The sequence below is a fragment of the Fluviicoccus keumensis genome, assembly GCF_004217445.1.
Classification (GTDB): Bacteria; Pseudomonadota; Gammaproteobacteria; order Pseudomonadales; family Moraxellaceae; genus Fluviicoccus; species Fluviicoccus keumensis.
Genome location: NZ_SHKX01000015.1, coordinates 44156 through 69467, shown reverse-complemented (window position 1 = coordinate 69467; position 25312 = coordinate 44156). Strand labels below are relative to the sequence as shown.

General features: G+C 58.2%; 22 protein-coding genes and 3 tRNA genes. 19 read left to right on the top strand and 6 right to left on the bottom strand.

Going from position 1 to position 25312, the window contains the following annotated elements:
* Window positions 1-52 precede the first annotated feature (52 nt).
* Both EV700_RS14500 and EV700_RS14495 read right to left on the bottom strand, forming a co-directional pair.
* Window positions 53-766: a hypothetical protein gene (locus EV700_RS14500; RefSeq protein ID WP_130415081.1), complete on the bottom strand. Its 714-nt coding sequence runs from the start codon at window positions 764-766 to the stop codon at window positions 53-55.
* A 134-nt stretch (window positions 767-900) separates the two neighbouring features.
* The gene (locus tag EV700_RS14495; RefSeq protein ID WP_130415079.1) at window positions 901-2040 is read right to left on the bottom strand and encodes a 4-phosphoerythronate dehydrogenase; all 1140 of its coding nucleotides are present in this window, start codon (window positions 2038-2040) and stop codon (window positions 901-903) included.
* Between the two features lie 225 nt (window positions 2041-2265).
* Here EV700_RS14495 and EV700_RS14490 point away from each other — a divergent pair, with 225 nt between their 5' ends.
* From EV700_RS14490 to EV700_RS14425, 14 genes are all read left to right on the top strand, one after another.
* Window positions 2266-2796: a hypothetical protein gene (locus EV700_RS14490; protein ID WP_130415077.1), complete on the top strand. Its 531-nt coding sequence runs from the start codon at window positions 2266-2268 to the stop codon at window positions 2794-2796.
* 108 nt (window positions 2797-2904) lie between these two features.
* Window positions 2905-4743 carry a hypothetical protein gene (locus EV700_RS14485; protein WP_130415075.1) on the top strand — a complete coding sequence of 613 codons (1839 nt, stop codon included), beginning with the start codon at window positions 2905-2907 and terminating at the stop codon, window positions 4741-4743.
* Window positions 4740-7847, top strand: a complete 3108-nt coding sequence (locus EV700_RS14480) for a tetratricopeptide repeat protein (protein WP_130415073.1) — start codon at window positions 4740-4742, stop codon at window positions 7845-7847. The genes EV700_RS14485 and EV700_RS14480 overlap by 4 nt, the downstream gene beginning before the upstream one ends.
* On the top strand, window positions 7834-8859 hold the full coding sequence (locus EV700_RS17240; RefSeq protein ID WP_165391498.1) for a tetratricopeptide repeat protein: 1026 nt from the start codon (window positions 7834-7836) through the stop codon (window positions 8857-8859). Before EV700_RS14480 ends, EV700_RS17240 begins: the two co-directional genes overlap by 14 nt.
* The gene (locus EV700_RS14470) at window positions 8856-9236 is read left to right on the top strand and encodes a hypothetical protein (protein ID WP_130415069.1); all 381 of its coding nucleotides are present in this window, start codon (window positions 8856-8858) and stop codon (window positions 9234-9236) included. The genes EV700_RS17240 and EV700_RS14470 overlap by 4 nt, the downstream gene beginning before the upstream one ends.
* 42 nt (window positions 9237-9278) lie before the next feature.
* Entirely contained in the window at window positions 9279-9911 is a 633-nt protein-coding gene (locus EV700_RS14465; RefSeq protein ID WP_130415067.1) for a MotA/TolQ/ExbB proton channel family protein, read from the top strand.
* A gap of 38 nt (window positions 9912-9949) precedes the next feature.
* Window positions 9950-10435, top strand: a complete 486-nt coding sequence (locus EV700_RS14460; RefSeq protein WP_130415065.1) for an ExbD/TolR family protein — start codon at window positions 9950-9952, stop codon at window positions 10433-10435.
* Window positions 10432-10947, top strand: a complete 516-nt coding sequence (locus EV700_RS14455; protein WP_130415063.1) for an ExbD/TolR family protein — start codon at window positions 10432-10434, stop codon at window positions 10945-10947. The genes EV700_RS14460 and EV700_RS14455 overlap by 4 nt, the downstream gene beginning before the upstream one ends.
* Window positions 10944-11981 (top strand): AgmX/PglI C-terminal domain-containing protein, encoded by a 1038-nt coding sequence (locus tag EV700_RS14450; protein WP_130415061.1) that lies wholly within the window; start codon window positions 10944-10946, stop codon window positions 11979-11981. Before EV700_RS14455 ends, EV700_RS14450 begins: the two co-directional genes overlap by 4 nt.
* 104 nt (window positions 11982-12085) lie before the next feature.
* Window positions 12086-12174, top strand: a tRNA-Ser gene (locus EV700_RS14445).
* Between the two features lie 133 nt (window positions 12175-12307).
* Complete coding sequence (locus EV700_RS14440; RefSeq protein ID WP_130415059.1) at window positions 12308-14134, top strand: phosphoenolpyruvate carboxykinase (GTP); 1827 nt, start codon at window positions 12308-12310, stop codon at window positions 14132-14134.
* Window positions 14135-14283: 149 nt separating this feature from the next.
* Window positions 14284-14967, top strand: a complete 684-nt coding sequence (locus EV700_RS14435; protein ID WP_130415057.1) for a response regulator transcription factor — start codon at window positions 14284-14286, stop codon at window positions 14965-14967.
* Window positions 14964-16265, top strand: coding sequence for a sensor histidine kinase (locus EV700_RS14430; RefSeq protein ID WP_130415055.1), 1302 nt, complete (start codon window positions 14964-14966; stop codon window positions 16263-16265). Before EV700_RS14435 ends, EV700_RS14430 begins: the two co-directional genes overlap by 4 nt.
* 123 nt (window positions 16266-16388) lie before the next feature.
* The gene (locus EV700_RS14425) at window positions 16389-17048 is read left to right on the top strand and encodes a phosphatase PAP2 family protein (RefSeq protein ID WP_165391497.1); all 660 of its coding nucleotides are present in this window, start codon (window positions 16389-16391) and stop codon (window positions 17046-17048) included.
* Here EV700_RS14425 and EV700_RS14420 read toward each other — a convergent pair.
* Window positions 17045-18655 (bottom strand): HD family phosphohydrolase, encoded by a 1611-nt coding sequence (locus EV700_RS14420; RefSeq protein ID WP_207224693.1) that lies wholly within the window; start codon window positions 18653-18655, stop codon window positions 17045-17047. The two genes, EV700_RS14425 and EV700_RS14420, sit on opposite strands and share 4 nt — an antisense overlap.
* Window positions 18656-18755: 100 nt before the next feature.
* Here EV700_RS14420 and gltX point away from each other — a divergent pair, with 100 nt between their 5' ends.
* A complete protein-coding gene (gene gltX / locus EV700_RS14415; RefSeq protein WP_130415051.1) occupies window positions 18756-20243 on the top strand; it encodes a glutamate--tRNA ligase in 1488 nt (495 codons plus the stop codon).
* A 42-nt stretch (window positions 20244-20285) separates the two neighbouring features.
* Here gltX and EV700_RS14410 read toward each other — a convergent pair whose 3' ends face one another.
* Window positions 20286-20804, bottom strand: coding sequence for a DUF2058 domain-containing protein (locus EV700_RS14410; protein ID WP_130415049.1), 519 nt, complete (start codon window positions 20802-20804; stop codon window positions 20286-20288).
* A 225-nt stretch (window positions 20805-21029) separates the two neighbouring features.
* Between EV700_RS14410 and EV700_RS14405 the strand changes: the two genes are divergently transcribed.
* Together EV700_RS14405 and EV700_RS14400 are read left to right on the top strand one after the other, a co-directional pair.
* Window positions 21030-21105: transfer RNA gene (locus tag EV700_RS14405), tRNA-Ala, on the top strand.
* A 5-nt stretch (window positions 21106-21110) separates the two neighbouring features.
* Window positions 21111-21185 (top strand) — tRNA-Glu (locus tag EV700_RS14400).
* Window positions 21186-21285: 100 nt separating this feature from the next.
* On the opposite strand, the gene EV700_RS14395 is transcribed toward EV700_RS14400, so the two are convergent.
* Window positions 21286-22308, bottom strand: a complete 1023-nt coding sequence (locus tag EV700_RS14395) for a hypothetical protein (protein ID WP_130415047.1) — start codon at window positions 22306-22308, stop codon at window positions 21286-21288.
* Window positions 22305-22856, bottom strand: a complete 552-nt coding sequence (locus tag EV700_RS14390; protein ID WP_165391496.1) for a sigma-70 family RNA polymerase sigma factor — start codon at window positions 22854-22856, stop codon at window positions 22305-22307. The genes EV700_RS14395 and EV700_RS14390 overlap by 4 nt, the downstream gene beginning before the upstream one ends.
* Before the next feature lie 242 nt (window positions 22857-23098).
* Between EV700_RS14390 and dbpA the strand changes: the two genes are divergently transcribed.
* Both dbpA and EV700_RS14380 read left to right on the top strand, forming a co-directional pair.
* Entirely contained in the window at window positions 23099-24475 is a 1377-nt protein-coding gene (dbpA, locus tag EV700_RS14385) for an ATP-dependent RNA helicase DbpA (RefSeq protein ID WP_130415043.1), read from the top strand.
* A 45-nt stretch (window positions 24476-24520) separates the two neighbouring features.
* Window positions 24521-25312, top strand: a complete 792-nt coding sequence (locus EV700_RS14380; protein ID WP_130415041.1) for a sulfite exporter TauE/SafE family protein — start codon at window positions 24521-24523, stop codon at window positions 25310-25312.

Below are 25312 nucleotides of genomic sequence, written 5' to 3'. Positions count from 1 at the left end.
GGATAGGGTCCGGCGGGCCGGACCCGCAAAGCGGTGTCAGCGCCCCACCCGCCTAGAAAATCTTGAGGCTGATGGAGTAACTGAAAAACGGCGTCGGCTTTGAGCGTAACCGGGCGCTGCCGGATGTCTTGGACTCCCCCGCACCCAGTCCGACAGAGAATACGCGTAACGTATTCGGTGTAATCCACTGATAAGAAACATCCGCCCCGGCGCCCATCCGGTTTATCTTCTTGCCATTCAGGCCATCGCCAATCACCTGGCCGGCAAAAATTCCCAGCTGGTAACCGTCCTCATTAATCCCGGCTGTCAGCGGGTGCCGCCAACCGGCGTTAAAGGCGGCCCCCTGGTTATTGGCCATGAAGCGGCCGGCCCGGGCATAGAAGACACCATTCGGGGTCAACAAGGTGCCATTGAGATTGATCATGTCATTGAATACGCCAACCCCTGCAAATCCGGACCCGGGCTTGAACTTGGCAAAGTCAGGCTTCGGCATGGAAATCTTGGGCATGGTCAGGGGATGACGCTTGAAAAATCCCGGAGGCTCGGCAACCGGCAAACGGTCTGCCGGGTAGGGAATCTCGGTTGGAGCCGCCGCAGCCGTGGCGGCCTGAGGCGCACTTGCCGGGTCGGGAGCGGCGGTCGCCGCAGCAGGCTGTTCAGTCGCATCATTTGACGGAGCAGGTTGCTGACCGGCTTCATCGGCAAATACCGCTCCGGCCATCAGCACGGAAAGAAAGGCCAACACTGGAGCACGGGGATGAAACATGCGGAATTCCTCTAGAAACGCTACTTTTTATTATCAACCGGTGATGATAAAGCCAAGCGCGCCATTTAGGCAGCACTCAGACGTTATTTTTTCGTGGCGCAAAAGCCGGGATATCCGAAAATGGCGGGCGCCTTTCAGGCTTCCAGCCGGAAATTCAGGGCGAGCATTCGCTCCTTGAGCCAGGGGTCTTCAACGCCGACCAACCGAACCCGCCCGGATGAAAACTCCCGCCGCGGCCAGTAACCCTTGCGCAGGGCGTCAAACGCGCCCGGAAGCATGTCCCGCTCCAGCAACTCGCGGCGCAGGTCGGCATCATCCCGGCTTATCGGGTAAAACGCCTTGACCAGACTCGCCAACCCCGACCATCCCTGACCGCTTTCCACTATCTTTACCTCCGATAACGCCCGGCCGGTCAACGCCGGAGCTTCGGGTGGCGCAGTCCCCAGGAAATTCGACAAGGCTTCGGCCACCATCAGGCTTCCCCGCCATTTGCCTTCCTGGCTGTAACCCGCGATATGGGGAGTCCCGATCCGGATTTTCGCCAGCAACGCCCGATCTAGATCCGGCTCCTTTTCCCAGACATCCAGAACAACCTTACCCGGATCGAAACAACCCGACACGATCAAGGCCAACAAGGCGGCATTATCCACCACCGGACCACGACCGGAGTTGATCAGGACTTTCCCGGCAAACCGCGCCAGCCGGGAGCGATCCAGCAGATGGAAGGTAGGATGAGGACCGGCGTGGGTCAGCGGCGTATGCAACGACACCACATCCGCACGGTCGAGCAGAGTATCAATATCCACCTGCTCAACACCTTCAAGATCAACAAAGGGATCGCACCCCAGGACCCTGACTCCCAACCGTTGCAAAACGACCGCCAGACGGGCGCCGACGTTTCCCAAGCCGACAATCCCCATGACCTGCCGGTCCCAGTCCACGTCTCCACGCGCCCAAAGTTCAAACAGCGCGGCGATCACATATTCCACCACACTCATGGCGTTACAGCCCGGAGCCGAGGTCCAGGCAATGCCCTGCCCGTCCAGCCAGGCCGTATCCAGATGGTCCGTTCCGATGGTTGCGCTTCCCACAAACCGGACCCGGCTGCTGGCCAGGAGTGTTGCATTGACACGCGTCACCGAGCGCACCAGCAGGATATCGGCCTCCCTGACATCCTCCGGGCGCATCGACCGGCCGGGCAGACACACCAGCTCACCCATGGAGCCGAACAACTCCCTGACCAGCGACAGGTTCTCATCCGCAACGATTTTCATGCCTTTAATATCATCCTTCACACGTCCGGAAACCGACAGGCCCGACAATCCGGACGGCTCCGGGGAATGCCTTGTCGTGCCAATTACTTCACCATTTGCAGCCAAACAACCCTTTGACTGACGGAACGCCATATGCGTTAATCTGTATAGCTTTATACTTTTTATCTGCCATGCGGCCCGCTTTGCCCATGTGTACACAATTCAACCAGACCAATGCATACTATCATGAACAAGGGAATCTCGATTTTTGCCGGCTTTTTCGCAGCCATCGCCATTCAAAATGTCACGCTTGCCGCCGGGGAAAGCAGTGTACCTGCCGACCTGCAGGATCTGAAGTCAGATATTCTCAATCTGAACCGTGAAATTACCCAGCTTGAAAGCGAACTGCTCTATCCCAGCTCCAGCACCGCCATTCTGGTTGGGATCAACGCCGGCAGCCGCTTGAGACTTGTCGACATCAACGTCAGTGTGGATGACCAGAATGTCGGCTATCACGCCTATTCCGAACAGGAAACCGCCGCGCTTGGCAAGGGCGGTCTTCATCGCGTCTACATGGGCAATGTGACCAGCGGACAACACGTCCTCAAGGCCGTCATCAATGCCTACGACGCCCGCGGCAAGGACTTCCAGCGCACCGTTACTTACACCTTCAACAAGGGAAGCCTCCGCAAGATCGTTGAAGTCAAGGCCGCCGAGGATCCTTCCGGAGCCCAGCCCGCCGTTTTCACATTCAATGAGTGGGAAAGCAAAAACTAAGGCTGAGGGTTCAGGAACATAGCCAACATGAAAATCAGAACAAACCGAACATGGGGAGCAGGGCTCGCGGCCCTCGTTCTCGCTTCCGGAGCGGCGCAGGCCGTTGACTTGCGCAAACGCCTGGAGGTTTCCACCGACATCCGTGAACCTGTCTTCGGTGAAATTTATTACGACTATCACCTGGGACACCACTTTTCCGCCCTGAACAGCCTGATTGGCGCAAAACAGGCCGGCGTCTTCGAAATCGACGACCCGACGACGGAAATGCTTTTGGGGGATCTCTACACCGAATTCGGACTCCCCAGAGAGGGTGACGTCGCCATTTCCCGCGTTCAGGCCCAGGACATTCCCTCCAGCACCCGGAACATGCCCTGGTTGCGCTACGGCAAGCTGCTTTATCAGCTGGGAAATGATGCCCCGACCGAAAACTACCTTCGCAAACCGCCCTCCACCCTGACCAGCTATCAGGAGGCCGAGCGCCGTTTGATGCTGGCCAATATCCTGATCCGCAAGCGCTCCTTCAATGAAGCCATCAACATGCTCAAAAGCATGCCGGCCGAAGGCGCCATGGCCAATTACGGGGTCTACAACCTCGGGATTGCCTACTTGCAGGGTGATCAGCCGGAAGAAGGGCTTGCCCGTCTGGACAGCCTGGCGAACCAGAATGTCACCGATGAGGAAGGGCTGAACCTCAAGGACAAGGCCGCACTGGCCGTGGCTTACTATCATATCCAGAACGAAGACTACGAACTGGGCCGACAGTCCCTGCTGCGAGTCCGTCTGGAAGGCCCCTACAGTAACCAATCCCTGCTGGCGCTGGCCTACTCCCATTATCTTAACAAGGCATACGCTGAAACCCTGCCGGCCTGTCTGGAACTTCAGCGCCGCAACCCGGCAGACCCCGCTGTTCAGGAAGCCTTCCTGTTGTCCGCCCGTGTTTACGAGGAAATGGGCTTCAAGGCGCAGGCCCTGGCCGGATACCGGATTGCCAACAAGGTTCTTCGCGAGCAGTTGCTGCAGCTTGAAAAAACCAGTCTCAAGATTGACGGGGAAAACTGGCCCGACATCATGGCGCCCAGGCAGGTAAATACCGAAGATCTGGATCCGCTGAACGTCAAGCAGATCCCGGCCACCAATGACGCCATTACCGCCGGCCTGTTCGCCAAGCTGTTCGCCTCGCCCAAATTTAACGAGGGTTTCAGGCAATACCAGCAAGTCAGCCGTCTGGTGCAATTGCTTGAGGAGCGCCATCGCGACGTTGACGCCTTGCAGGAAATCGCCAAGACACTGGAAAACCGCAAGGATAACCTGTCTGTCTCCGCTGATCGCCAGCAAGCGCTGAAAGATCAGTATGTTGCGTTGATCAAACGCTGGCAGGATCTCCAGCTGCGTTTCAAGCAGATGAACTCCAGCGCGGAAGCCTATACGGATGCCGCCTCCCAAGCCGAAAATGCGCGCTTGCAGCAGTTGAACCGACTGGGCCGGAAGCTGCAGAAGCTCAAATCTGCGGGTACTGAACGGGATGTGCGCGACATTCAGGCCCGTCTTGACCGCCTGAAAAGCATCACCCTGTTTGAAATCGCCCGCCATGCCGCCTCGCGCGACGAGATTTTTGACAAGTTGCAGCAGTCCACTGCCCAACTGCGCCTGACCAAGAGCCGCCTGGCCGTTCTGGACAACCTCCTTTCCGACAATCAGCAAATTCAGAAAGCCGCTTACAGTCAGCGGCTGCCGATTCTGGAAAAGAAGATCAACGAGCTGGAGGTTCGCGTCACCGACGCCAAGGGGCAATACCGCGATTACCTCAAGAATCTGGCCCGTTCACTGCTCCAGGAACGCCGCGACACCCTGACCAATTATCTGGGGGAAACCTATCTTGGCACCGAGCGTGTCGAGAGTAAGCCCGCGCCCGCCGCCCCCACCGAAGAAAGCACTGGCAAATCATGATGAGTCCGAAAACCCTCTTCCGGTTGAGTCCGCTGGCTGCCGCCCTTTTGATGGGCGCGTGCAGCACGCTGCCTGAAGCCAGCTCTCCGCCCACCGCTACCCCGGGACAACCGGCAAATTCCAACCCGGGCGCTCCGGTGCCGGGGCCGCGCGCTACCCTGGCCAGCCTCGACAACATTACCATCAACATCCCCAAAATGGATGACCAGCTGGCCACAGCCCGTGTGCAGCTGCAAAAAGTTGAAGCCGGAAAGGCGCTGGCCACCGCTCCCGCCGTTGCGCAGGATGCAGCCGGGACTGCCGAGCCTCAGCCCCGATCGCTTGATGATCAGGTCAACGACAAACTGAATGAGAGCCTGTACCGGCAGATTCTGGAACAGGCCAAAAAGGCCCCCGATCCCGGAACCGCCAATGCCTACCTTCAGGTGGCCCGCAAGCTCAAGATGGGCAATGCCAAATTTGCCGCCGAGAAGGAAGAGGAAAAGCTGCTGCAGGACAGTATTGAGTTTTATCAGGATCTGTTGAAGCGTATGCCATCCACGGAGGCGCGCGCCGAAATCTATTACGATCTGGCAAAGACTTATGACCTGATGGGCAAGAAGGTTGAGTCTGCGGCCGCGCTCAAGGAGCTGGCGCAGAAATACCCCAAAAGCCCTTATCTGACCGAAGTGTATTTCCGACTGGCTGAAGAGTCTTTTGCGGGGAACCGCTTCACCGAAGCGGCTGGATATTACCAGAAGGTTCTCGACTCCAAGGACTCGACATTCCAGGACAGCGCGCTTTACAAGCGCGGCTGGGCGCTGTACCGCTCCTCCAACTTTGAAGATGCCCTGCCCCTGTTCTTCCGCTTTGCCGAAAAGATCATGGTCAAGCCGCACAAGACCAAACAGGAAGACGCCAAGCTGCAGGACTCCTACGACGTCATCAGCCTATGCTTCATGATGATGGATGGTCCGAAATCCGTTGACGAATACTTCACCAAGAACGGCGAGAAGTTTTACGAATCCGGTATTTATGCCAACCTGGCGCAAGCCTATCTGAACAAGCGCCAGTTCAGTAACGCCGCCGAAACGTATACGGCTTTCATCAACCGGCATCCGTTCGATCCCAGCGCGCCTGAACTCAGCACCGCCATTATCAACATTTACCAGCAAGGCGGTTTCCCGGCTCAGGTCATCATGGCCAAGGAAGAGTTCATCAACCATTACAATCCTGACGGCGCCTACTGGAAACAGGCAGATGAAGCCAGCCGTACCCGGCTTCGCCCGATCCTGGAAGGTCATATTATTGACCTCGCCAAGCACTATCATGCCTTGGCGCAAATGGACAACAATGAAGGCGATTACCTGAAGGCCGCGACCTGGTATCGCATGCATCTGGCCCTGAAGCCGGCGGAACAGGACGCCATCGCCATTAACGAGTTGCTGGCCGAAGCGCTTTACTCCGCCAAGCACTATGCGGAAGCCATTCCCGAGTTTGAAAAAACCGCTTACGAATATAACAATCCCAAGGGTGCTGACGCAGCCGCCTTTGCGCTGGTGAGTTATCAGGACTGGGATAAATCACTGGGTGTGGACGAAGCCGCCAAGCTGAAGCTGCTGCCGGCCCGGGTAGCGGCCGTCCTGAAGTTTGCCGATAAATTTCCCCAGGACTCCAACACCCCGAAGTTGATGCAGGGCATGATCCAGACGGTTTACGAACGCTGGAAGGATGCGGATGACGCCTCGAAGCCTTTGGTCAAGGATCTGGAAGCCGGCGCCGTGACTTACGCCGGACGTTACCCCCAGGATCCTGCTAGCGCCCTTCTGCTGCAAGGGATGACCAATCTGCACCTCCACTTCAAGGACTACGACAGCGCGGTCCGCACCGCCCAACTGCTTCTGGCCATCAACCCGCCGGTCGCCGAACCGCTGCGACTGGAAGCTGCCGGCGTAGTGGCGGACGCCCAGTTCGACCAAGGCAGATTCGCCGAAGCTGAAAAATCCTACCAGCAGGTGATGGCGTTCAGCATCCCCGATGCCAAGCTGAAGGCGCGTTATCAGGATCGTCTGGCGACCACCTATTATCGTCAGGCTGAAAAGCTCCGCGACGACAAGAATCCGGAAGAAGCAGCCGCTTTCTTCCAGAAAGCCGCCCAGGCATCGGTGGACACCAAGATCCGCACCTCTTCGGACTTTGACGCCGCTGCTGTTCTGTTGAATGGTGAAAAATACAAGGAAGCCATTCCGGTCCTGATTGCCTTCAAGCAGAAGTATCCGGATCACGCCCTCTCGGCGACCATTCCCGAGAAGCTGGCCCTGGCGTATGAAAAGTCCGGCGACATCCCTAACGCTGCCGCCCAGTATGAGGCTATAGCCGCCCGCGACCAGAAGAAGAGCCCGCAATCCGCGCGTGAAGCACTCTGGCTGGCGGCGGAAATGTATGAAAAAGGCAAGCAGCCTGACGCCGCGCTGCGGATCTACCGTCAATACGCCAACGACGCGTCCAATCCCGCCGATCTTCGCGGCGAAGCGACGTTCAAACTGTATAACCATGCAGTCGCCAACCAGCAACTACCGGAACAGAACGCCAATCTGAAGACCTTGGCCCAGCTTTACGAAAAACAGGCGACCGGAGCATCGCCGCGCATCAAGTATTTCGGCGCTTTGGCCAACTTCAAGCTAAGTCAGCCGGTATACGACGCCTTTATCGCGGTTCCCATCAAGCAACCGCTTAAACAAAGCATCCTGATGAAGAAGAAAGCCATGCAGGCGGCGTTGACGGCTTACAACAAGGTTGCCGCCATCGGTGTCGCCGAGTTCACCACTGCCGCCTATTACCAGCAGGGTGAAATCTACCGCATCATGGCCAACGACCTGCTGAAAAGCGAGCGCCCCAAAGGCCTGAGCGATCTGGAGCTGGAGCAATACACCATCTTGCTGGAAGAGCAGGCCGAGCCGCTCTCCGACAAGGCGATCGCCATTCATACTATCAACGCTGACCTTGTGAAGCAGGAAGTCTACGACGGTTATGTCCAGAAGAGCTTTGACGCCCTGGCCGAATTGTCACCCGGACGCTACAACAAGCACGAGCAACTGGAAGACTCGATCGATGAAATTTATTGATGACGCAAGCCTGATGGCCCGCAGATCATCCGGCATCTGCTTGCTGCTGGCGGGAGCCGCCCTCACCGGCTGCTCGTCCATGAAAAGCACACCCCAGCCCCAGACTCCTGCGGTAGAAATCCCGGCCCCCACGGCGGAAGAAATCAGCAGCGAGCCGGATCTGGAAAAATTGGCCCGGGAACGCGCCGCCAAGGGTGAAACGAAATCCAAGGATACCGAAGGCAAAGCCACTGTCGCGGGTGCGGATACGTCGCGCGGTCCTGAACTGGCCGCCCCGGTCGATGAAGGACAAAAGACATTGGCGCGCGCTCTGCAAGCCGATTATGACAAAGCCATCGGTCTGATGAAGTCGGGGCAGCTTGACGAGGCATTTGCACTGCTCGACGACATTCAGGGCAAAGCTCCGGCATTTTCGGGACCGGCCCTGAATCAGGCGTTGATCCGCCTGAAGCAACAAAAGCCCGCCGAGGCGCTGTTGCTGCTGAAAAAGGCAACCGGCATCAACGAGAAAAACCCCTACGCCTGGAACTTGACCGGCTTTACCGAAAAGCAACTGGGCCATTTCAAGAGCGCTCGTGAAGCCTACGAAAAGGCTTTGGCGCTTTCGCCGAACTACGGTAAGGCCCACTTTAATCTGGGCGTACTGGCGGACCTGTATTTGCTGGATCTGCCATTGGCGCTGCAGCATTATGAAGCTTACCAGGCGCTGCAGTCGCAACCCGACTCCACCGTCGCCAAATGGATCATCGACCTGCAGAAACGGACCGGCGTTTACAAGCCTCCGGCGAAGAAGGTGGTGACTGAAGAAATTACGGAAGAGCCATCTCCCGATGCCGCCAAACCAGCCGATGCCGCGCCCCCGCCTGCTGATGCCGCTGCGGCCGGATCCCCGGCAACCACGCCTGAAACAGCGCCGGCAGGGAATGCACCTGCTGCGGCACCGGTAACCGCTCCGACGCCGGTTACCGGGTCTGAGACCTCCGCTCCGCCTGTCGAGGGGACCAAGCCATGAAAAATACCTTTACAACCGGATTGATATTGCTGGTTGCCATCGCCCCGGCTTTTGCCGCCGAGAAGGCGAAAGAAGCCGCCAAACCCGTCTCTGTGGTTAAGTCGGCGATTTCTGCTGCCAACAAGCCCGCAAATCCGGCAAAAACTGCCAAAAACGCCACGGGCGAAGTTGATGTCAAGGAAGGTCTCGATATTATTGGCAGTCAGGATGCACCTTTGGAACTGAATATTGTTCCCTGGAAGGACAAGGAGAATTACCTTCCCAAGAATGCGCTCGAAGCATCCGTGCTGAATGAGTCCCTGGATCCGGTCGATCGTGAAGTGATCCGCCGGGAAGTGGACTTTTCACGAGCCTTGCAGTCGGCGCCAACCCCTTAAACCTAACCGTGAAATTCAAAAAACCAAGTAGGAGTACACACCATGTGGGCAGTTCGTTTTATTCAGGAAGGCGGTTTCTTCATGTACCCGACCCTGATCATCATGCTGATCGGATTCGGTATCGCCATTGAACGCATTCTCTTCTTCATCCGCGTCAAATCCGCCAACAAGGCTCTCTGGGACAGCGTATTCCCGGCCATCCAGAAAGGCGATCTCGACAAGGCCCTGAAGCAGGTCAAAGATAATGACACTGAAATCGGTCGCATTCTGGAATACGGCCTGACCCGCAACAAGAACGCCCGTCGCGTTGAAGACGTCGAAACCGCGATGGAAGAAGCCCTGATGGAAGTGATGCCGCGCCTGGAAGCACGCACGCCCTATCTGTCTTCCTTCGCCAACATCGCCACCCTGATCGGTCTGCTGGGTACAGTGCACGGCATGATCATGGCGTTCGCCGCCGTCGCCAACGCCGACCCCGCCCAGAAGGGTGACATGCTGTCGGCCTCCATCGCCGTCGCCATGAACAATACCGCGCTGGGTCTGGGCGCCGCGATTCCCCTGCTGCTGGCCGCCGCTTACCTGCAAAGCCGCACCAGTGAATCCATCGAAAGCCTGGAAATGGCCTCGGTCAAACTCCTCAATGTGTTCCGTCAGATTCGTGGCCAGGCTGAATAACGCTAGTAATAACAGCCGCCCAGATTGAGGAATTGATCATGCGATCAAAACATCAGCACCAAGAGGAACTGAACCTAACTCCGTTCCTGAACCTCATGGTGATCCTGATCCCCTACTTGCTGCTGAACGCCGTCTTTACACAGGTTTCCGTCCTGCAAGTATCGATGCCCAGCAGCGGTGGCGGAGCAGGCGCCCAGGCCAAGCCGCCTTTGGTCCTTGAAGTCATGGTATTCAAGGACCGCTTCATGGTGGCCGACCGTCAGACCGGCCCTCTGAAGACCATTCCGGTTTCCGAAAAGGGAGAACTGGACTATGCCGCGCTGAATGATTATCTGCACGGTGTGAAAACCCAGTATCCGACCATCACCGAAGCCAGCATCCTGCTTGAACAAGACACGCCTTATGACAAGCTGATCCATACCATGGACGCCGTTCGGATCATTAACGGCAAGACCGGCAAATTCGCCCTTTTCCCGGATGTCAGCATTGGTGACGCTCCTGCCAATACAGGAGGCAAGCCATGAGCAGTCATGAAAGTCCGCGTGTAAAACGCCATCAGCGCGCTCAACGCCGTCAACGCCGCAAGGGACAGGAAGGCCTGCTCCTGACCGCGCTGATCGACATTTTCACCAACCTGCTGTTCTTCCTGCTGGTCATTTCGCAGAACCCGAGCAAGTTGCCCAACTTGAAGGATCTGCAACTCCCGTCTTCAACGGCGGAAAAGATGCCCAAGGAAACCTTGGTGGTTATGGTGACCACGAAGGAAATCCTTGTTCAGGATGTCCACGTTGCGTCCATGGATGAAGCCATCGCGACCAAGGGTGATGTCATTCCTTCGCTGTCGACTGAACTCAAGTATCGCGCCTCCAAGTCACCCGCTCCGTTGAATGAGCAGGGCGTGCCGGAGCGCGAGATCACCATTATCGGGGATCGGAATCTCCCTTACAGTGTCTTGAGGAAAGTGATGGCTACCTGTAGCGAAAATGACTTTGCCAAAATGTCATTTGCCGTGGCCCGGGGAGACAAGAAATCATGAACACGATTCTGATCAAACCGGCTCTGGCCTGGGATGAACTCCCGGAGGATGCCCAGCGCTCGCGCCGAATCAATACGGTCGCCCTGATTCTGGGATTGCTCTGCTTTTTCATCATTCCCAATGTCAAGCTGCCTAAAATTGATCGCACCCAGCAGGAAGCGATTCCGGAACGGATGGCCCATATCATCCGTGAAAAGAAGATAGAACTGCCTCCTCCCCCGCCCAAGCCGCTTGAGCAAAAAAAGGTTGAGGAGAAAAAAGCGGCTGTCGAGGAACCTGTCGCCAAATCCAAGCCAATGGAGATCAAGAAGCCCAGCGAAACCGCAACCGCGAAGCAGATCAACGATGCCAAGGCGAAGGCCGGCAACGCCCTGAAGGCGTCGGGTGTGGTGGACGCGCTGGCGGATCTCCGCAGTTTCGAGACAGCTGGCGAATCCATGGCCAAAAACCCCGGCACCGGCGGCGACCTGCAGAAAAACAGCGGCGAACCGATCGGCACCAGCCGTAACATGATCACCAGCCGCGCAGGCGCCGGTTCTGGTGGCCTGGCCTACCAAGGCGCCGCCAGCTCCGGCTTTGGCGGCGGCGTGGCCGGTGGCAAGGGCGGCAAGGGCGACTTCAACCTGGGCCCGAAAGGCGCCAAGGATATGAAGGGCGGCCTGATCTCGTCGGTCCAGGGTGTCGGCGGCGCCGGTGGCGGCCGTGGCGCCGGTAACGGCGGCGGTCGCGGTGAAGGCGGTATTGGCAAGCGTACTCCTGAAGAAATCCGTTATATCTTCAACAAGTACAGCGCCAAGATCGACAGCGCCTATGCCCGCGCCCTCAAGGATGACCCCAGTCTCGAAGGCACCATCAGCTTGCGTCTGGTTATTGACCCGAATGGTTCTGTGACCAGCTGCGAAGTTGCCGCCAGCGAGCTGAACAATCCGGAACTGGAAGCCAAAATCGTCGCTATCGTCAAAAGCTTCAATTTTGGCGACGACAATGTCGAAGTCTGGAAAGGAAAATTCCCGGTTAACCTCTATCCGAAGTAAACCGGCAGTTCTTCCATCATGAAAAAGGCGCATCCCATGCGCCTTTTTCATGCCTGTTTCTTGAGTTTTTATGCCATTTTGCAGTATCCTTGCGCGCCTGAACTGGAGGCGTGGCCGAGCGGTTTAAGGCACCGGTCTTGAAAACCGGCGTGGGTTCCGCCCACCGTGAGTTCGAATCTCACCACCTCCGCCAATTTGCTTCGGGTCTGCCGCTCGTCAGGCGTGACGGTCTTCCAAATCGCCCTGTGCTATCCTGCAGCCCGCTTTCATCCTGGTCACAAGCCGGGGTGCATGGACGTTTTTTTCGTTACCTGGGCCTCATTACCATGACTCAAACTTCTGTCAACGCTCCTTCTTTTGTACGTCACCCGAAACTGATCGCCTGGGTCGCGGAAATCGCCGCCCTGACCCAACCGGATCGCATTGAATGGTGCGATGGCAGCGAAGAGGAAAACCAGCGCCTGCTCGACCTGATGGTTGACCGTGGCATGATGCGCAAGCTGAACCCCGAAAAACGTCCAAACTCCTACCTCGCCTCATCGGATCCTTCTGATGTTGCCCGCGTTGAAGACCGCACCTTTATCTGCTGCCAAAACCGTGATGACGCCGGCCCCACCAATAACTGGGAAGATCCTGCCGTCATGCGCGCCAAGCTGAATGGCCTGTTTGCCGGTTGCATGCGCGGTCGCACCATGTACGTTGTTCCCTTCTCGATGGGTCCGCTTGGCAGCCACATTGCGCAGATCGGCGTTGAGCTGTCCGACAGCCCTTACGTCGTCTCCAACATGCGCATCATGACCCGCATGGGCAAGGCTGTGTACGACGTCCTCGGCGAAGACGGTAATTTTGTCCCCTGCGTGCATACGGTCGGCAAGCCCGTTCTGACCCCGGCAGATGACGTCACCTGGCCCTGCAACGCCGAAAAGTACATTGTGCACTATCCGGAAACCCGTGAAATCTGGTCTTTCGGCTCCGGCTATGGCGGTAACGCCCTGCTGGGCAAGAAGTGCCTGGCGCTGCGTATCGCCTCGGTCATGGGTCGCGATGAAGGCTGGCTGGCCGAACACATGCTCATTCTGGGCGTGACTAATCCGCAAGGCCAGAAGCACTATGTTGCCGCTGCTTTCCCGTCCGCCTGCGGCAAGACCAACTTTGCCATGCTGGTGCCGCCCGCCGGCTTTGAAGGCTGGAAGATTGAAACCGTTGGCGATGATATCGCCTGGATCAAACCGCACCACGATGGCAAGCTTTACGCCATTAATCCGGAAGCCGGTTTCTTTGGCGTCGCGCCGGGCACCAACACCACCACCAATCCCAATTGCATGGCCACGCTGTCTGAAAATGTCATTTTCACCAACGTCGCCCTGACGGACGATGGCGATGTGTGGTGGGAAGGCATGACCAAGACCCCGCCGGCTCACCTGATTGACTGGACCGGCCAGGACTGGACTCCGGATTGCGGCCGCAAGGCGGCACATCCCAACTCCCGCTTCACGGTTTCCGCCGCCCAATGCCCGTCGATTGATGCGGATTGGGAAAATCCGAACGGCGTGCCGATTTCCGCCTTCATCTTCGGTGGCCGCCGCGCCGATACCGTGCCGCTGGTGGTTGAAGCCTTCGACTGGAAGGACGGTGTTTACAAGGCCGCCACCATGGGTTCCGAAACCACCGCCGCCGCCGTCGGCCAACAGGGTATCGTGCGTCGCGACCCGTTCGCCATGCTCCCCTTCTGCGGCTACCATGTCGGTGACTACTTCCAGCACTGGATCAATATGGGCGAAGAGTTGATCTCCGAGCATTCGGTCATGCCCAAGGCCTTCAACGTCAACTGGTTCCGCACCGACGAGAACGGCAAGTTCATCTGGCCGGGCTTTGGTCAGAACATGCGCGTTCTGCAATGGATTGTCGATCGCTGCGAGGGTCACGGCCAGGCGCACGAAACCCCGATCGGTCTGGTTCCTCGCTACGAAGACCTGTCGTGGGAAGGTTCCGACTTCTCGGCTGAACAATTCGCCAAGGTCATCAGTCTGGATACGGCCGCGTGGAAGCGCGAACTGGCCAGCCACGATGAGCTGTTCGCGAAAATTGCCGACAAGCTGCCGACCAGCCTGCGGGAGCGTCGCGCGGAACTGGGCAAGAAGCTGGGCGTCTGATTCCTCCGGCTTTTCCCTCATCCCCAGCGGGCGCCTTCGGGCGCCCGTTTGCATTTCTGCGGAACCAGTCCACACTTTTGAGAGCTGATTGACGCTTTGTTGACAATAAAGCTGCTAGCCTCACAGTCAGTTTTCTCAGGAACTGCAACATGTACGTGCTAATTGTGGAGGACAGTCCGGATCTGGCCGCTAATATTGGCGAATATCTGGAGTCCAAGGGACATATTGTGGATTATGCCGGTGATGGCATTTCTGGCTACAACCTGGCTGTCGCCAATGCCTATGACGCGCTGATCCTGGATCTTTATCTGCCCGGCATGGATGGCTTGGCTGTGTGCCAGCGCCTGCGGGAGTCCGCTCGCAGCGCCGTTCCGGTTCTCATGCTTACAGCCCGCGATCAGGAGCGTGACAAGTTGGCCGGCTTCGAGGCCGGTGCGGACGACTATGTCACCAAACCTTTCTCGCTGGCGGAACTGACCGCCAGGCTGACTGCGCTCATTCGTCGCTCCCAGGGCATCAAACCGGCGCGTCTCAAGGTGCACGATCTGGAATTTGACACTCAGACCCTGCAAGCCACCCGGGGTAAGCGACGCCTCGAACTGACGCCGACCGGTCTGAAACTGCTGGAGCATTTCTTGCGCGTGCATCCGTCCGTGGTTACCCGCGCCGACATGGAACGGTTGTTGTGGGGAGACAATCCCCCCGATAACGATGCCACGCTGCGAGCGCACATTCATGCCCTGCGGGCAGCCATTGATCAGGATGAGTCCGTCAAGCTGCTGCATACCGTACATGGGGTGGGATATCGCCTGGAAGATGGAACAGACCCGTGAAATGGCTGTTACCCCCGCTGGCCGGCCTTTCTCTCGGTAAACGTTTTTTTCTGGGCGTCTTCCTGATTCTGGCAATAGTCAGCTGCGGCTTTTATATCACCATCGCCAAATCATTCGAGCTGCTGGATGATCAACTGGTGAATCGCAATTTGCACGAGCGGATGCACTTGTTCATCGACTCGTATGCTCAATACGGCGATGCCACGCTGATGCCGAAAGCGGCAAACTTTATCGGCTTTATCGGTGCACATCCCAACTCACCGCCAGTACCGGCTGTCATAAAGGATATCCCGGCCGGTGAAGTCACCAACGACCTGCAAATTAACCGACGCTATTACCACGCCTTGCGCGAGGTTTATCAGGGGCGTGATTTCTATCTGATGCTGGATGATGGCTTTCTTGAGGCTATCAAAACCCGCATCGGCCTGATTGCCATAACCTCGTTGACACTGGCCATTATTGTCAGTTTGTTGATTGCCGGTTGGTTAAGCCGGTTAATCAGCAGGCCGGTCACCGCGCTGGCGCTGGCGGTAAATGACTACTTGCCGGAAGCCTACCCGGCCAACAAGCTGGGAGATCGTTTCCGGGACGATGAAGTCGCGTCCATAGCCCGGGCCTTTGACAGTTTCGTGGAGCGCCTGACCCGTTTTGTCGATCGGGAACAAGCTTTCACTGAAGATGCCAGTCATGAACTCCGAACCCCGTTAACCGTCATTCTGTCCTCCCTGCAACTGCTGGCGGAAGACAAGACGGTCAGCATTTCGGGGCAGGCCCGCCTCGCCCGTATCCAGCGGGCGGCCGAGAACATGCAATCGTTGATTGACGCCTTGCTCTGGATCAGCCGGGAAGACAGCCCGGCCACCATGCCCTCCGTCGAACTGGGTGAGTTGAGTCGCGATCTGGTCCAGCAGTTATCCGAACAGATCCAGCGCAAGCCGGTCACCCTGGAATTCCAGAACCTTTCCAATTATCCCCGTTTTGTCCCGAAAGGGATGGCGGGTAGCATTGTCAGCAACCTGTTGATCAATGCCTTGAACCATACCGAGCAAGGCGCCATCGAGCTTATCGTGTACGATGACCGGCTGATCGTCCGCGATAACGGCTATGGCATCAACATGGATGATATTCCTCATATTTTTGAGCGTCGTTACCGTGGAGGGCGAAGCCGGGGACAAGGGTTGGGGCTTTATATCGTCAAGCGGATCTGCCAGAGCCTGAACTGGCGCATTTCGGTCAGTAGTGCTCCCGGCAAAGGGGCCTGTTTCATCATCGAGCTTCCTCCCGCCGACAATGTGTAAGCTTTCGATAAGGCATCCCCGCGCAATTCCGATTATCATGTGCTCCGTTTCCATCCTGCCGCCCCTCCCTGAAGACCGCTGAGCGACTGCATACTCATGATATCCAAGGATCGCACCACATTTTTGCAATGGCACCTCTTGCTGCCATTGGTCATTTTTGCCATCGGCGCCCTGACCTTCCAATTCACTCACATTGATTTGGCGACCGGCGACTTCTTTTTCCGGAACGGCGTATTCACCGGCCGGGACGGCTTCTGGGCCGACAGGGTCATTCACAAAGGTGGCGGCGTTTTGGTGGTTTCTGTCGCGCTGGCCGGCATGATTGCCCTGGCCGGCAGCTATCTGATCAAGCCGCTCGCCGGGTGGCGGAAATCCAGTGCGTATCTCTTGTTGTGCATGGCGGCCGGAACCGGGATTGTTGGCGGATTGAAGCAGGTAACCAATATTGATTGTCCGTGGGATTTGCAGCGCTACGGCGGCGAAATGCCCTATGTCCATATCTATGATGACAAGCCTGACAATCTGGAACGCGGCAAATGCTTCCCGGGTGGTCATTCCTCCGGAGCGTTCTCGTTGTTCGCCTTGTATTTTCTGACCAGACAACACCGCCCGGCCTGGCGGAAAGGCGTCTTGGGGGGAATACTGGTGCTGGGCTTTTGCTGGGGATTGGGCCAGTGGGCCCGCGGCGCCCACTTCCCATCACATGATTTCTATTCAGCCTTCATCTGCTGGATGGTTTGTCTGGGTGCGTATCTGGGCTTCTGGAAGGAAAAAGCCAACTAGCGATAGGCATCAATGCTGTCTACATCCAGCTGTTCAGGCTTCAGGAAGCGTTTTGCATACTGCTCCCAGACTCGCGCCGTCAGGAAGAGTTGGTACAGGTCCGGATCGATGTGATTCTGGTCACGCATGCGCTGCAGGATTCCAAGCGCCTGCGTGATCTTCATCGGTGGCTTGTAGGGGCGCTCACTGGCGGTCAGCGCCTCGAAAATATCGGCAATCGCCATCATCCGCGCCGGCCAGGACATCTGGTCACGCTTCAAGCCCTTGGGGAAGCCGGTGCCGTCCATCTTTTCATGGTGGCCGCCCGCGTACTCCGGCACCCGCTGCAGGTTTTTCGGGAACGGCAATGACTCCAGCATCTGGATCGTGACCTTCATGTGGTCATTGATCTTCTGGCGTTCGTCAAAGCTCAGCGTGCCCCGGTCAATACACAGGAACGACACCTCCTGCTCGGTCAGGATCGGCTGCTCCACGCCCAGATGATCTTTCCAGCAGCGTTCGGCAATCTGCCGGACACGGGCCTTGTGCTCATCGCTCATGAATTCGCCGCCCTTGTTGGCTTTCTCGATGAACTGGCAATCATCAGCCAGGTTGGCGATTTCCTCACGCATCAACTCTTCCAGCACCGGAATTTGCGCCGGATTGTCGCGCATCTGCCGCAGATAGCCCGCCTCCACCTGCGCCATCAGCGCCGTGAAGCGGGTCTTCACCGTTTCCACGCCGTCAATCAATAGGTGTAATTTGGTCGATTTGTCGAGCAGGTAATCCGGCGTCGCCAGCTTGCCGCAATCATGCAGCCAGGAGGCCACCCGCAGTTCGTACCAGTCATTTTCATTCAGGTTGAACGATTGCAGCGGCCCCTCGGCCGCCTGACAGGCAGCCTCGGCAATCAACTCTGTCAACGCGGGCACGCGCTGGCAATGGGCGGAGGTATGGGAGGATTTGGCGTCAATCGCCTGGGCGATAACCTTGATGAAGGCATCCAGCAGGTCACGGGTATCCTGCAACAGGATCTGGTTATCCAGCGCAATGGCGGCGCTGGACGCGAGCGCGGCGACAATCGGCTCGATATCCTGCGGGAAGGCAATGCTTTCGCGGGTTTGCGGATTCTTGGCGTTGACCAGTTGCAGCACGCCGATCACTTCGCCCTCATGATTGCACAGCGGCACTGTCAGGAAGGATTTGGAACGATAACCGGTTCGTGCGTCGAAGGCCTTCGTGCCGGAAAAATCGAGATGCTCGGCGCAGTAGGCATCCTCAATGTTTTCCATGCGCTTGGTCAGCGCGGTGTGGGTGGCGATGTTGTTGTGGTTGGGCGTACCGTCGTCACGCAGCAGCGGCAAGGGCGCAAACGGAATCGGCCGGCCGGAGGTGCCGCCCAGCGTCAGGCTGAGCGAATTGTTGCGCATGATCTCGAATTCCAGCGCCAGCCGACCGTTCTTTTCCTTGAGCAGATACAGGGTGCCGCCATCGGCGTGGGTGATGTCCTGCGCCGCATCCAGAATCTTTTCAAACAGGCGGGCGGTATTGCGTTCGCTGGAGAGGGCCGTGGAAATTTCGATCAACCGCCAGAACAGGTCGCGGTTCATGGGAGAAGAGGCTGTCATGGGATGTGTCCCTGTTTCCAATGGCTTTTGAAAATCACTCTAGCACAACTCTGGCGTATAATCGGCGGCCATCCGTCAGTGAAAAAGGCTGCTTCAAGAAATGTCCCGCGTCCGCACCCGCATTGCTCCCTCGCCCACCGGTTTCCCGCACGTCGGCACCGCTTACATTGCGCTGTTCAACCTGTGCTTCGCCCGCCAGCACGGCGGCCAGTTCATCCTGCGCATTGAAGATACGGACCAGGTGCGTTCGACACTGGAATCGGAAAACCAGATCCTCTCCTCCCTGCGCTGGCTGGGGCTGAACTGGGATGAGGGTCCGGATGTCGGTGGCCCGCATGCGCCCTATCGCCAGAGCGAACGCAGCGCCATCTACCGCAAGCATGCCGATGACCTGGTCAAGGCCGGTCACGCCTTCCACTGCTTCTGCGACAACCACCGCCTGGAAGAACTGCGCGCGCGGCAAACCGCCGCCAAGGAAACCATCGGTTACGACGGCCTGTGCATGAGCCTGAGCGAAGCGGAAGTGCAACGTCGCCTGGCCGCCGGGGAGTCCTCGGTGATCCGCATGAAGGTACCTCGCGAGGGCGTCTGCGAAATCGACGACATGCTGCGCGGCCGCATCGAGATCGAGTGGGCGCAGGTCGACATGCAGGTGCTGCTGAAGGCCGACGGCCTGCCGACCTACCATCTGGCCAATGTGGTCGATGACCATTTGATGGAAATCACCCACGTCATTCGCGGTGAGGAGTGGATCAACTCCGCGCCGAAGCATTTGCTGCTCTACAAATACTTTGGCTGGACCGCGCCGGTGCTCTGCCATATGCCGTTGCTGCGCAATCCCGACAAGAGCAAGCTCAGCAAACGCAAGAATCCCACCAGCATCACCTACTACGAACGCATGGGCTACCTGCCGCAGGCCATGCTGAATTATCTGGGACGCATGGGCTGGTCGATGCCGGATGAGCGGGAAAAATTTACCCTCGACGAAATGATCAGCCACTTCGACATCAGCCGGGTGTCGCTGGGCGGCCCGACCTTCGATGTGGCCAAGCTGAGCTGGCTGAACGGGCAATGGCTGAAGGAAATGCCCCTGCCCGACTTCATGCACGCCTTCCAGCAATGGGCGGTGAACACGGATTACCTGTCGAAGGTGGCCAAGCAGATCCAGCCGCGCATCGAGACATTGTCAGAAGCGGTCAACTGGGCCGGTTTCTTCTTTGCCGGACAGGTGGGGGTTACCGCCGACAAACTGGCGCACAAGAAACTGTCGCCGGATGAAGTGAAGAAGGTGCTGCAGTTCGGGTTGTGGGAACTGGAAAAAGTGATGCTGTGGAACCACGAAACCGTCGGCGCGACGCTGCAACGCATCAGCAACGCCATGGGCGTGAAACTGCGCGACTTCATGGCGCCCTATTTCGTCGCTATCGCCGGTTCCTCCTCCAGCACGCCGGTGATGGAGGCCATGGCCATTCTCGGCCCTGACCTGAGCTTCCACCGTCTGCGTCATGGCGTCGAGGCGCTGGGCGGGTTGTCGAAGAACGAACAGAGTGAATGGCAGAAGGAATGGCAGGCGCTGCCACGCGAATAAGTCCAACCGCTCCTCTCCCCTGACCGGGGAGAGGGGCCGGGCTTACCACATCAGGTCGTCGGGAATCACATAATCCTTGTACGGATCTTCTTCATCCACTTCCTGCTTTTCCACCCGCGTATTCAGGACCACCACCACCGACTCATCCCGGGTGAGGATCTTTTCCGCCACCACCGTCGGCACCAGCTCATATCCATCGCCCTTGCGCACCACGGCGATCTGCCCCTTTACCAACTGGTTGAACTGCGGTTCGGTGACATACAGCTTCTTGATCTTGCCTCCGTCGGCGAACTGGTAGGCGGTTTCCCCGCCCTTGCGACTGATCGCCTGCGTCTCGACCATGTTGATGACCTGCGCTTCACGCGCCTTGGCCTCGCGTTCTTCCTGTTGCTGGCGGTTCAGCTCGCGGTCGCGGGCCTGCTTCTCTTCCAGCGCCTTTTGCGCCAGCTTGCGCGCTTCATCCTTGTCAGCGGCGGTGCGCTTTTCATGTTCCAGCTTTTTCAGCTTCTTGGGGTCGGCCAGTCCGGATTTCAGCAACTGGTTCTTCAGGGAATTGCTCATGAGTACAAACACGATCTTTTTGAACGAGCGGAAAGGCTAGCACTCCCCTTCGCAAACCGGAAGAACAAGGACGCTCCTTGACTTCAGAAATGCCTGAATAACATAACCTTGGCGTCTTTTTAGGCACCCTGTGCTTTTTTCAGCCACTCAACACATCTTGAGGTAAAATATTCACGACTCCCGTTGACACACTCCCGACTCCCCTATAACATTCGCGGCCTGTGCGGGGCTATAGCTCAGCTGGGAGAGCGCTACAATGGCATTGTAGAGGTCAGCGGTTCGATCCCGCTTAGCTCCACCAAACAGGGTCCCATCGTCTAGCGGTTAGGACATCGCCCTTTCACGGCGGTAACCGGGGTTCGATTCCCCGTGGGATCACCAATTCGATAAAAAGGCCTGCATGGCAACATGCAGGCCTTTTTATTTGCCTGGAAAAATCCTGCACGGAGGCCTGGGCGCGAATAGCACGCCCCGGCCCCGCTCATTTCGCCAGACAAACCCCCAACACCGTTGTCTCGCCATCCACCCACAGATTCAGCAGCATCCCGCCGGCGCGACGACTGACAAGCGCCTCGCCGATCGCGCCGAAGCCGCACTCCTGCTCGGACGCCTTGCCGATTTTTTCCAGCGACATCTTGACGTTATTGAGCGCCACCCCGCGCTGGGACAATGTCATCGCCTTCACGGTTTCCTTGGCGAACAACACCTGCTGCGTCGCTCCGACCGTCGCCATGCCCCAATAATCCGGCTGCCGGGGATCGCTGATCAGGCGCGAACAGATTGCCTGCCCGCAGCCCCAACCCAACGCCGCCAGATCCTCACGATGCATGCCCAGGCTGACTCCTTCCATCAGCACCGAGGCAATCGCCGCACGCTCAGGCTCAACCATGGCCTTCATTTTACCAAGCGACTGAGCCGGGGCAGCGGGGGCTACGGCCGCCACCGGCGGCGCTGACATCATTTTTTGCTCGGCGGACGCATCCGGCGGCAGACGATCCAGGGCCTGGATGTCAGCCTTATTTTGCTGCTCGGCCAGTCTGGAATCCGGATGCAGCTTGACCGTGGGCAAATCCGCCGGCGGCGGCGGGACTGCCTCGGCTTTCGAGCCGCCGGAATGCCGGGCGGCGAACTGGGCGCGAAGACGCGCTAACTCGGCAGAACGCTGAGCAGCCCGGGCTTCCTCATCACTTGCGGAGGAAGATGGCGATTCTGCACTTATGCCTGCCGCCTGGGGGATCGCTGCCGAAGCCGGTGTCGTCTGCTGGCGCACCGCGACGGCCTGCTGCAGACGCTCAGGCGAGCGAGTTTGCAGATAAACGACCAGCGAACTCACCACCACCACACTGGCCACTGCGCCAAAGGACAGCAGCCACGCCTGCGAACGCCCCACCACCAAGGGTTTGACTGCGGCTTCAAGAATGGCCTTATCCACGGCGGCGGAAGGCTCGTCCTTGGGTATCCGCGCATACAACTCCCGCAGTTTCGGGTCCAGGTCCTCACTCATGCTTCACCCTCCAGCCCCAGGCAAGACTGCAGCTTTTTCTGGGCATAGCGAAACCGGCTTTTCACGGTTTCAAAGGCCACCTGCAACTGCTCCGACATCGCCTGCAATGTCAACTCCGCCTCCAGTCGCAGCAAAACGATGCTTCGTTGCTCCGGCGGCAGTTGCTGCAGACAAAAACGCAGACGCTGCGCCTGCTGCTCCAGATCCAGCTGCTGATCGGGCTGGCCCGACTTACAGGCGATCAACGCCTCGTCCTCCTGCTCATGTGTCCAGCGCTTACCTTGCCGACGGTAGTGATCATGCAAACGCGAGTGAGCGATGCAGAACAGATAACTGCCGAAAGCCGAAGTCACCGAATAGGCGCTGCGCCGACGGATCAAGGTCAGCCAGATTTCCTGGTAGACCTCTTCCGCCTGGGCGCGCTGACCCAGATGCCGCAACAGGTAGGAAAACAGCCGGGGCCGATAACGCCCGTACAATACGTTGAAGGCGGCCTTATCGCCGGCTTGCCAGGCCAGCATCAAAGTCTCATCCGGGATATCAGTCATGATGAAATATGCAGTTCCGTTGAATGAGGGCTTGATACAACAAGCACTCAGCCGGTGCAAGTTCCTGCCTCGCATTCCGGATAAAAGGGCCGTTCTTTTAACCGCAATCACACAACGGATGCCGTCAGTACCGGTAAACGCCACTCCCGGACCGCCGGGGTTAAGCGGGCGGGAATTATTTGTGCGACGAACTGGTATCATAGCCGGCTTCCGACATCCGTCGCGCCTGCCCGAGTTTTTCCGTGAATACCGATTTCGCTTCCCTGTCGCTGTCTCCGGCCTTGCTGGACAATTTGAAGTCACTGGACTTCACCGCCATGACCCCGATTCAGGCGCAAAGCCTGCCCGATATCCTGCAAGGCCGCGATGTCATTGCCAAGGCCAAGACCGGCAGCGGCAAGACCGCCGCTTTCGGCCTGGGCATTCTGTCCCGTCTCGACCCTGCCCGCTTCCAGGTCCAGGCGGTCGTACTCTGCCCCACCCGCGAATTGGCCGATCAGGTTGGCAAGGATATCCGTCGGCTCGCGCGGACGCTGCCCAACATCAAGCTGGTGACCCTCTGCGGCGGTGTTGCTCTCGGTCCGCAGATCGGCTCGCTGGAATACGGTGCGCATATTGTTGTCGGCACGCCTGGTCGCATCCAGAAGCACCTGGACATGGGTACCCTTCGACTTGACCGCATGCAGGTACTGGTGCTGGACGAAGCCGACCGCATGCTCGACATGGGGTTTGAAGAGGCCATCCGCGAGGTGGTCAAATCCATGCCCGCCAACCGCCAGACCCTGCTGTTTTCCGCTACCTATCCGGACAGCATCCTGAAAATGAGCAAGTCCGTGCAACGTAATCCGGTGGAGGTTACCGTTGAGGCGCAGCATCATGACAGCGCCATCGAACAGTTGTTTTTCGAAATTTCACCGGACCAGCGCCTGGATGCCCTGAGCAGGCTGCTCCGGCATTACCGGCCGGAATCGACAGTGGTGTTCTGCAACACCAAGGCAGACTGTCAGGACGTGGTGGATGCGCTGATCGACCAGGGCTTTTCCGCACTCGACCTGCACGGAGATCTTGAACAGAAAGAGCGCGACCTGGTGCTGGTGCGCTTCTCGAACAAGAGTGTCTCGGTGCTGGTAGCCACGGATGTCGCCGCACGCGGCCTCGACATCAAGGATTTGTCAGCCGTGATCAACTTCGAACCCGCCTGGGATCCGGAAGTGCACGTACACCGGGTTGGCCGCACCGGTCGCGCCGGGCAAAAAGGCTTGGCGCTGACCCTGTTTGCGGCTCGTGAAGCCGGTCGTGTCGCCGCCGTGGAAACTTACCAAAAAGCGCCGATTACCCTGAAGGCCCTGGATGAGCTGGATCATGGCAACGACCAGCCCCTGCCGCCGCCGATGGTGACGCTGGCAATCCAGGGCGGCCGCAAGGACAAGGTGCGACCTGGCGACATTCTGGGCGCCCTGACCGGCGAAGGAGGCATTGCCGGTGCGGATGTCGGCAAGATTGATGTGTCCGACATGGTGTCCTACGTCGCGATTCGCCGTTCAGCCGCCGGCAAGGCGCTCGCCCGTCTGCGCAACGGCAATATCAAGGGACGCAGCTTCCGGGTGCGCCAGGTTTAAGGTGTGGTAGTCTCCTGATCATGATCGGCTTGCGAATTGTTTGCGATGGACTATGTGTTGTATCTGGGGCTGGGGTGTTTTGCCGGTTTCGTGGCCGGGCTGTTCGGCATCGGCGGCGGCATGGTGATCGTGCCCGTGCTGATCTACAGCTTTACCGCCCAAGGGCTTGATCCGGGCGTGCTGACCCATCTGGCGGTCGGCACCTCGCTGGCCACCATTATGGTCACCTCAGTCAGCGCGGTGCTGGCGCACCACAAGCGGGGTGCGGTGCTGTGGCCCGTCGTCCGTAACCTGGCACCGGGATTGCTGGTCGGGGCCTTTGCCGGAGCCCAAGTGGCCTCAATGATTCCGGCCAGGGCACTGCAAATATTGATCGGCAGTTTCGCTTTTTTAACCGCCGCACAGATGTTTACCGGCTGGAAGGGCAAACTGGGACATATTCCACTCCCCGGACGCCAGGGACTCTGGGTGGCCGGCGGCGGCATCGGCAGCGCCTCGGCCATTTTTGGCATCGGTGGCGGAACGTTCACTGTCCCCTACCTCACCCTGCATGGGGTAGCGATGACCAATGCGGTCGCCAGCGCTTCCGCATGCGGCATGCCTATCGCCCTCGCCGGAGCCGTTGGCTTCATGACCGCAGGCATGCATACCGCGCAACTGCCGTCGGGATCGTGGGGCTTTGTATTTTTGCCGGCCTTTATCGGCATCAGCGCCACCAGCCTGGTCTTCGCCCGTCTGGGAGCACAATTGGCGCATCGGCTGCCTGCCGATTTGCTGAAAAAACTATTTGCCTGCCTGCTGGTTGCTGTCGGCATCAGCTTTGTATGGGGACATTGA

Excerpts from the sequence above, each read along its gene's own strand:
- EV700_RS14500 (WP_130415081.1), bottom strand. The coding sequence starts at position 766 with ATGTTTCATCCCCGTGCTCCAGTGTTGGCCTTTCTTTCCGTGCTGATG.
- EV700_RS14495 (WP_130415079.1), bottom strand. The coding sequence starts at position 2,040 with ATGAAAATCGTTGCGGATGAGAACCTGTCGCTGGTCAGGGAGTTGTTC.
- EV700_RS14490 (WP_130415077.1), top strand. The coding sequence starts at position 2,266 with ATGAACAAGGGAATCTCGATTTTTGCCGGCTTTTTCGCAGCCATCGCC.
- EV700_RS14480 (WP_130415073.1), top strand. The coding sequence starts at position 4,740 with ATGATGAGTCCGAAAACCCTCTTCCGGTTGAGTCCGCTGGCTGCCGCC.
- EV700_RS17240 (WP_165391498.1), top strand. The coding sequence starts at position 7,834 with ATGAAATTTATTGATGACGCAAGCCTGATGGCCCGCAGATCATCCGGC.
- EV700_RS14470 (WP_130415069.1), top strand. The coding sequence starts at position 8,856 with ATGAAAAATACCTTTACAACCGGATTGATATTGCTGGTTGCCATCGCC.
- EV700_RS14465 (WP_130415067.1), top strand. The coding sequence starts at position 9,279 with ATGTGGGCAGTTCGTTTTATTCAGGAAGGCGGTTTCTTCATGTACCCG.
- EV700_RS14460 (WP_130415065.1), top strand. The coding sequence starts at position 9,950 with ATGCGATCAAAACATCAGCACCAAGAGGAACTGAACCTAACTCCGTTC.
- EV700_RS14455 (WP_130415063.1), top strand. The coding sequence starts at position 10,432 with ATGAGCAGTCATGAAAGTCCGCGTGTAAAACGCCATCAGCGCGCTCAA.
- EV700_RS14450 (WP_130415061.1), top strand. The coding sequence starts at position 10,944 with ATGAACACGATTCTGATCAAACCGGCTCTGGCCTGGGATGAACTCCCG.
- EV700_RS14440 (WP_130415059.1), top strand. The coding sequence starts at position 12,308 with ATGACTCAAACTTCTGTCAACGCTCCTTCTTTTGTACGTCACCCGAAA.
- EV700_RS14435 (WP_130415057.1), top strand. The coding sequence starts at position 14,284 with ATGTACGTGCTAATTGTGGAGGACAGTCCGGATCTGGCCGCTAATATT.
- EV700_RS14420 (WP_207224693.1), bottom strand. The coding sequence starts at position 18,655 with ATGACAGCCTCTTCTCCCATGAACCGCGACCTGTTCTGGCGGTTGATC.
- gltX (WP_130415051.1), top strand. The coding sequence starts at position 18,756 with ATGTCCCGCGTCCGCACCCGCATTGCTCCCTCGCCCACCGGTTTCCCG.
- EV700_RS14410 (WP_130415049.1), bottom strand. The coding sequence starts at position 20,804 with ATGAGCAATTCCCTGAAGAACCAGTTGCTGAAATCCGGACTGGCCGAC.
- EV700_RS14395 (WP_130415047.1), bottom strand. The coding sequence starts at position 22,308 with ATGAGTGAGGACCTGGACCCGAAACTGCGGGAGTTGTATGCGCGGATA.
- EV700_RS14390 (WP_165391496.1), bottom strand. The coding sequence starts at position 22,856 with ATGACTGATATCCCGGATGAGACTTTGATGCTGGCCTGGCAAGCCGGC.
- EV700_RS14380 (WP_130415041.1), top strand. The coding sequence starts at position 24,521 with ATGGACTATGTGTTGTATCTGGGGCTGGGGTGTTTTGCCGGTTTCGTG.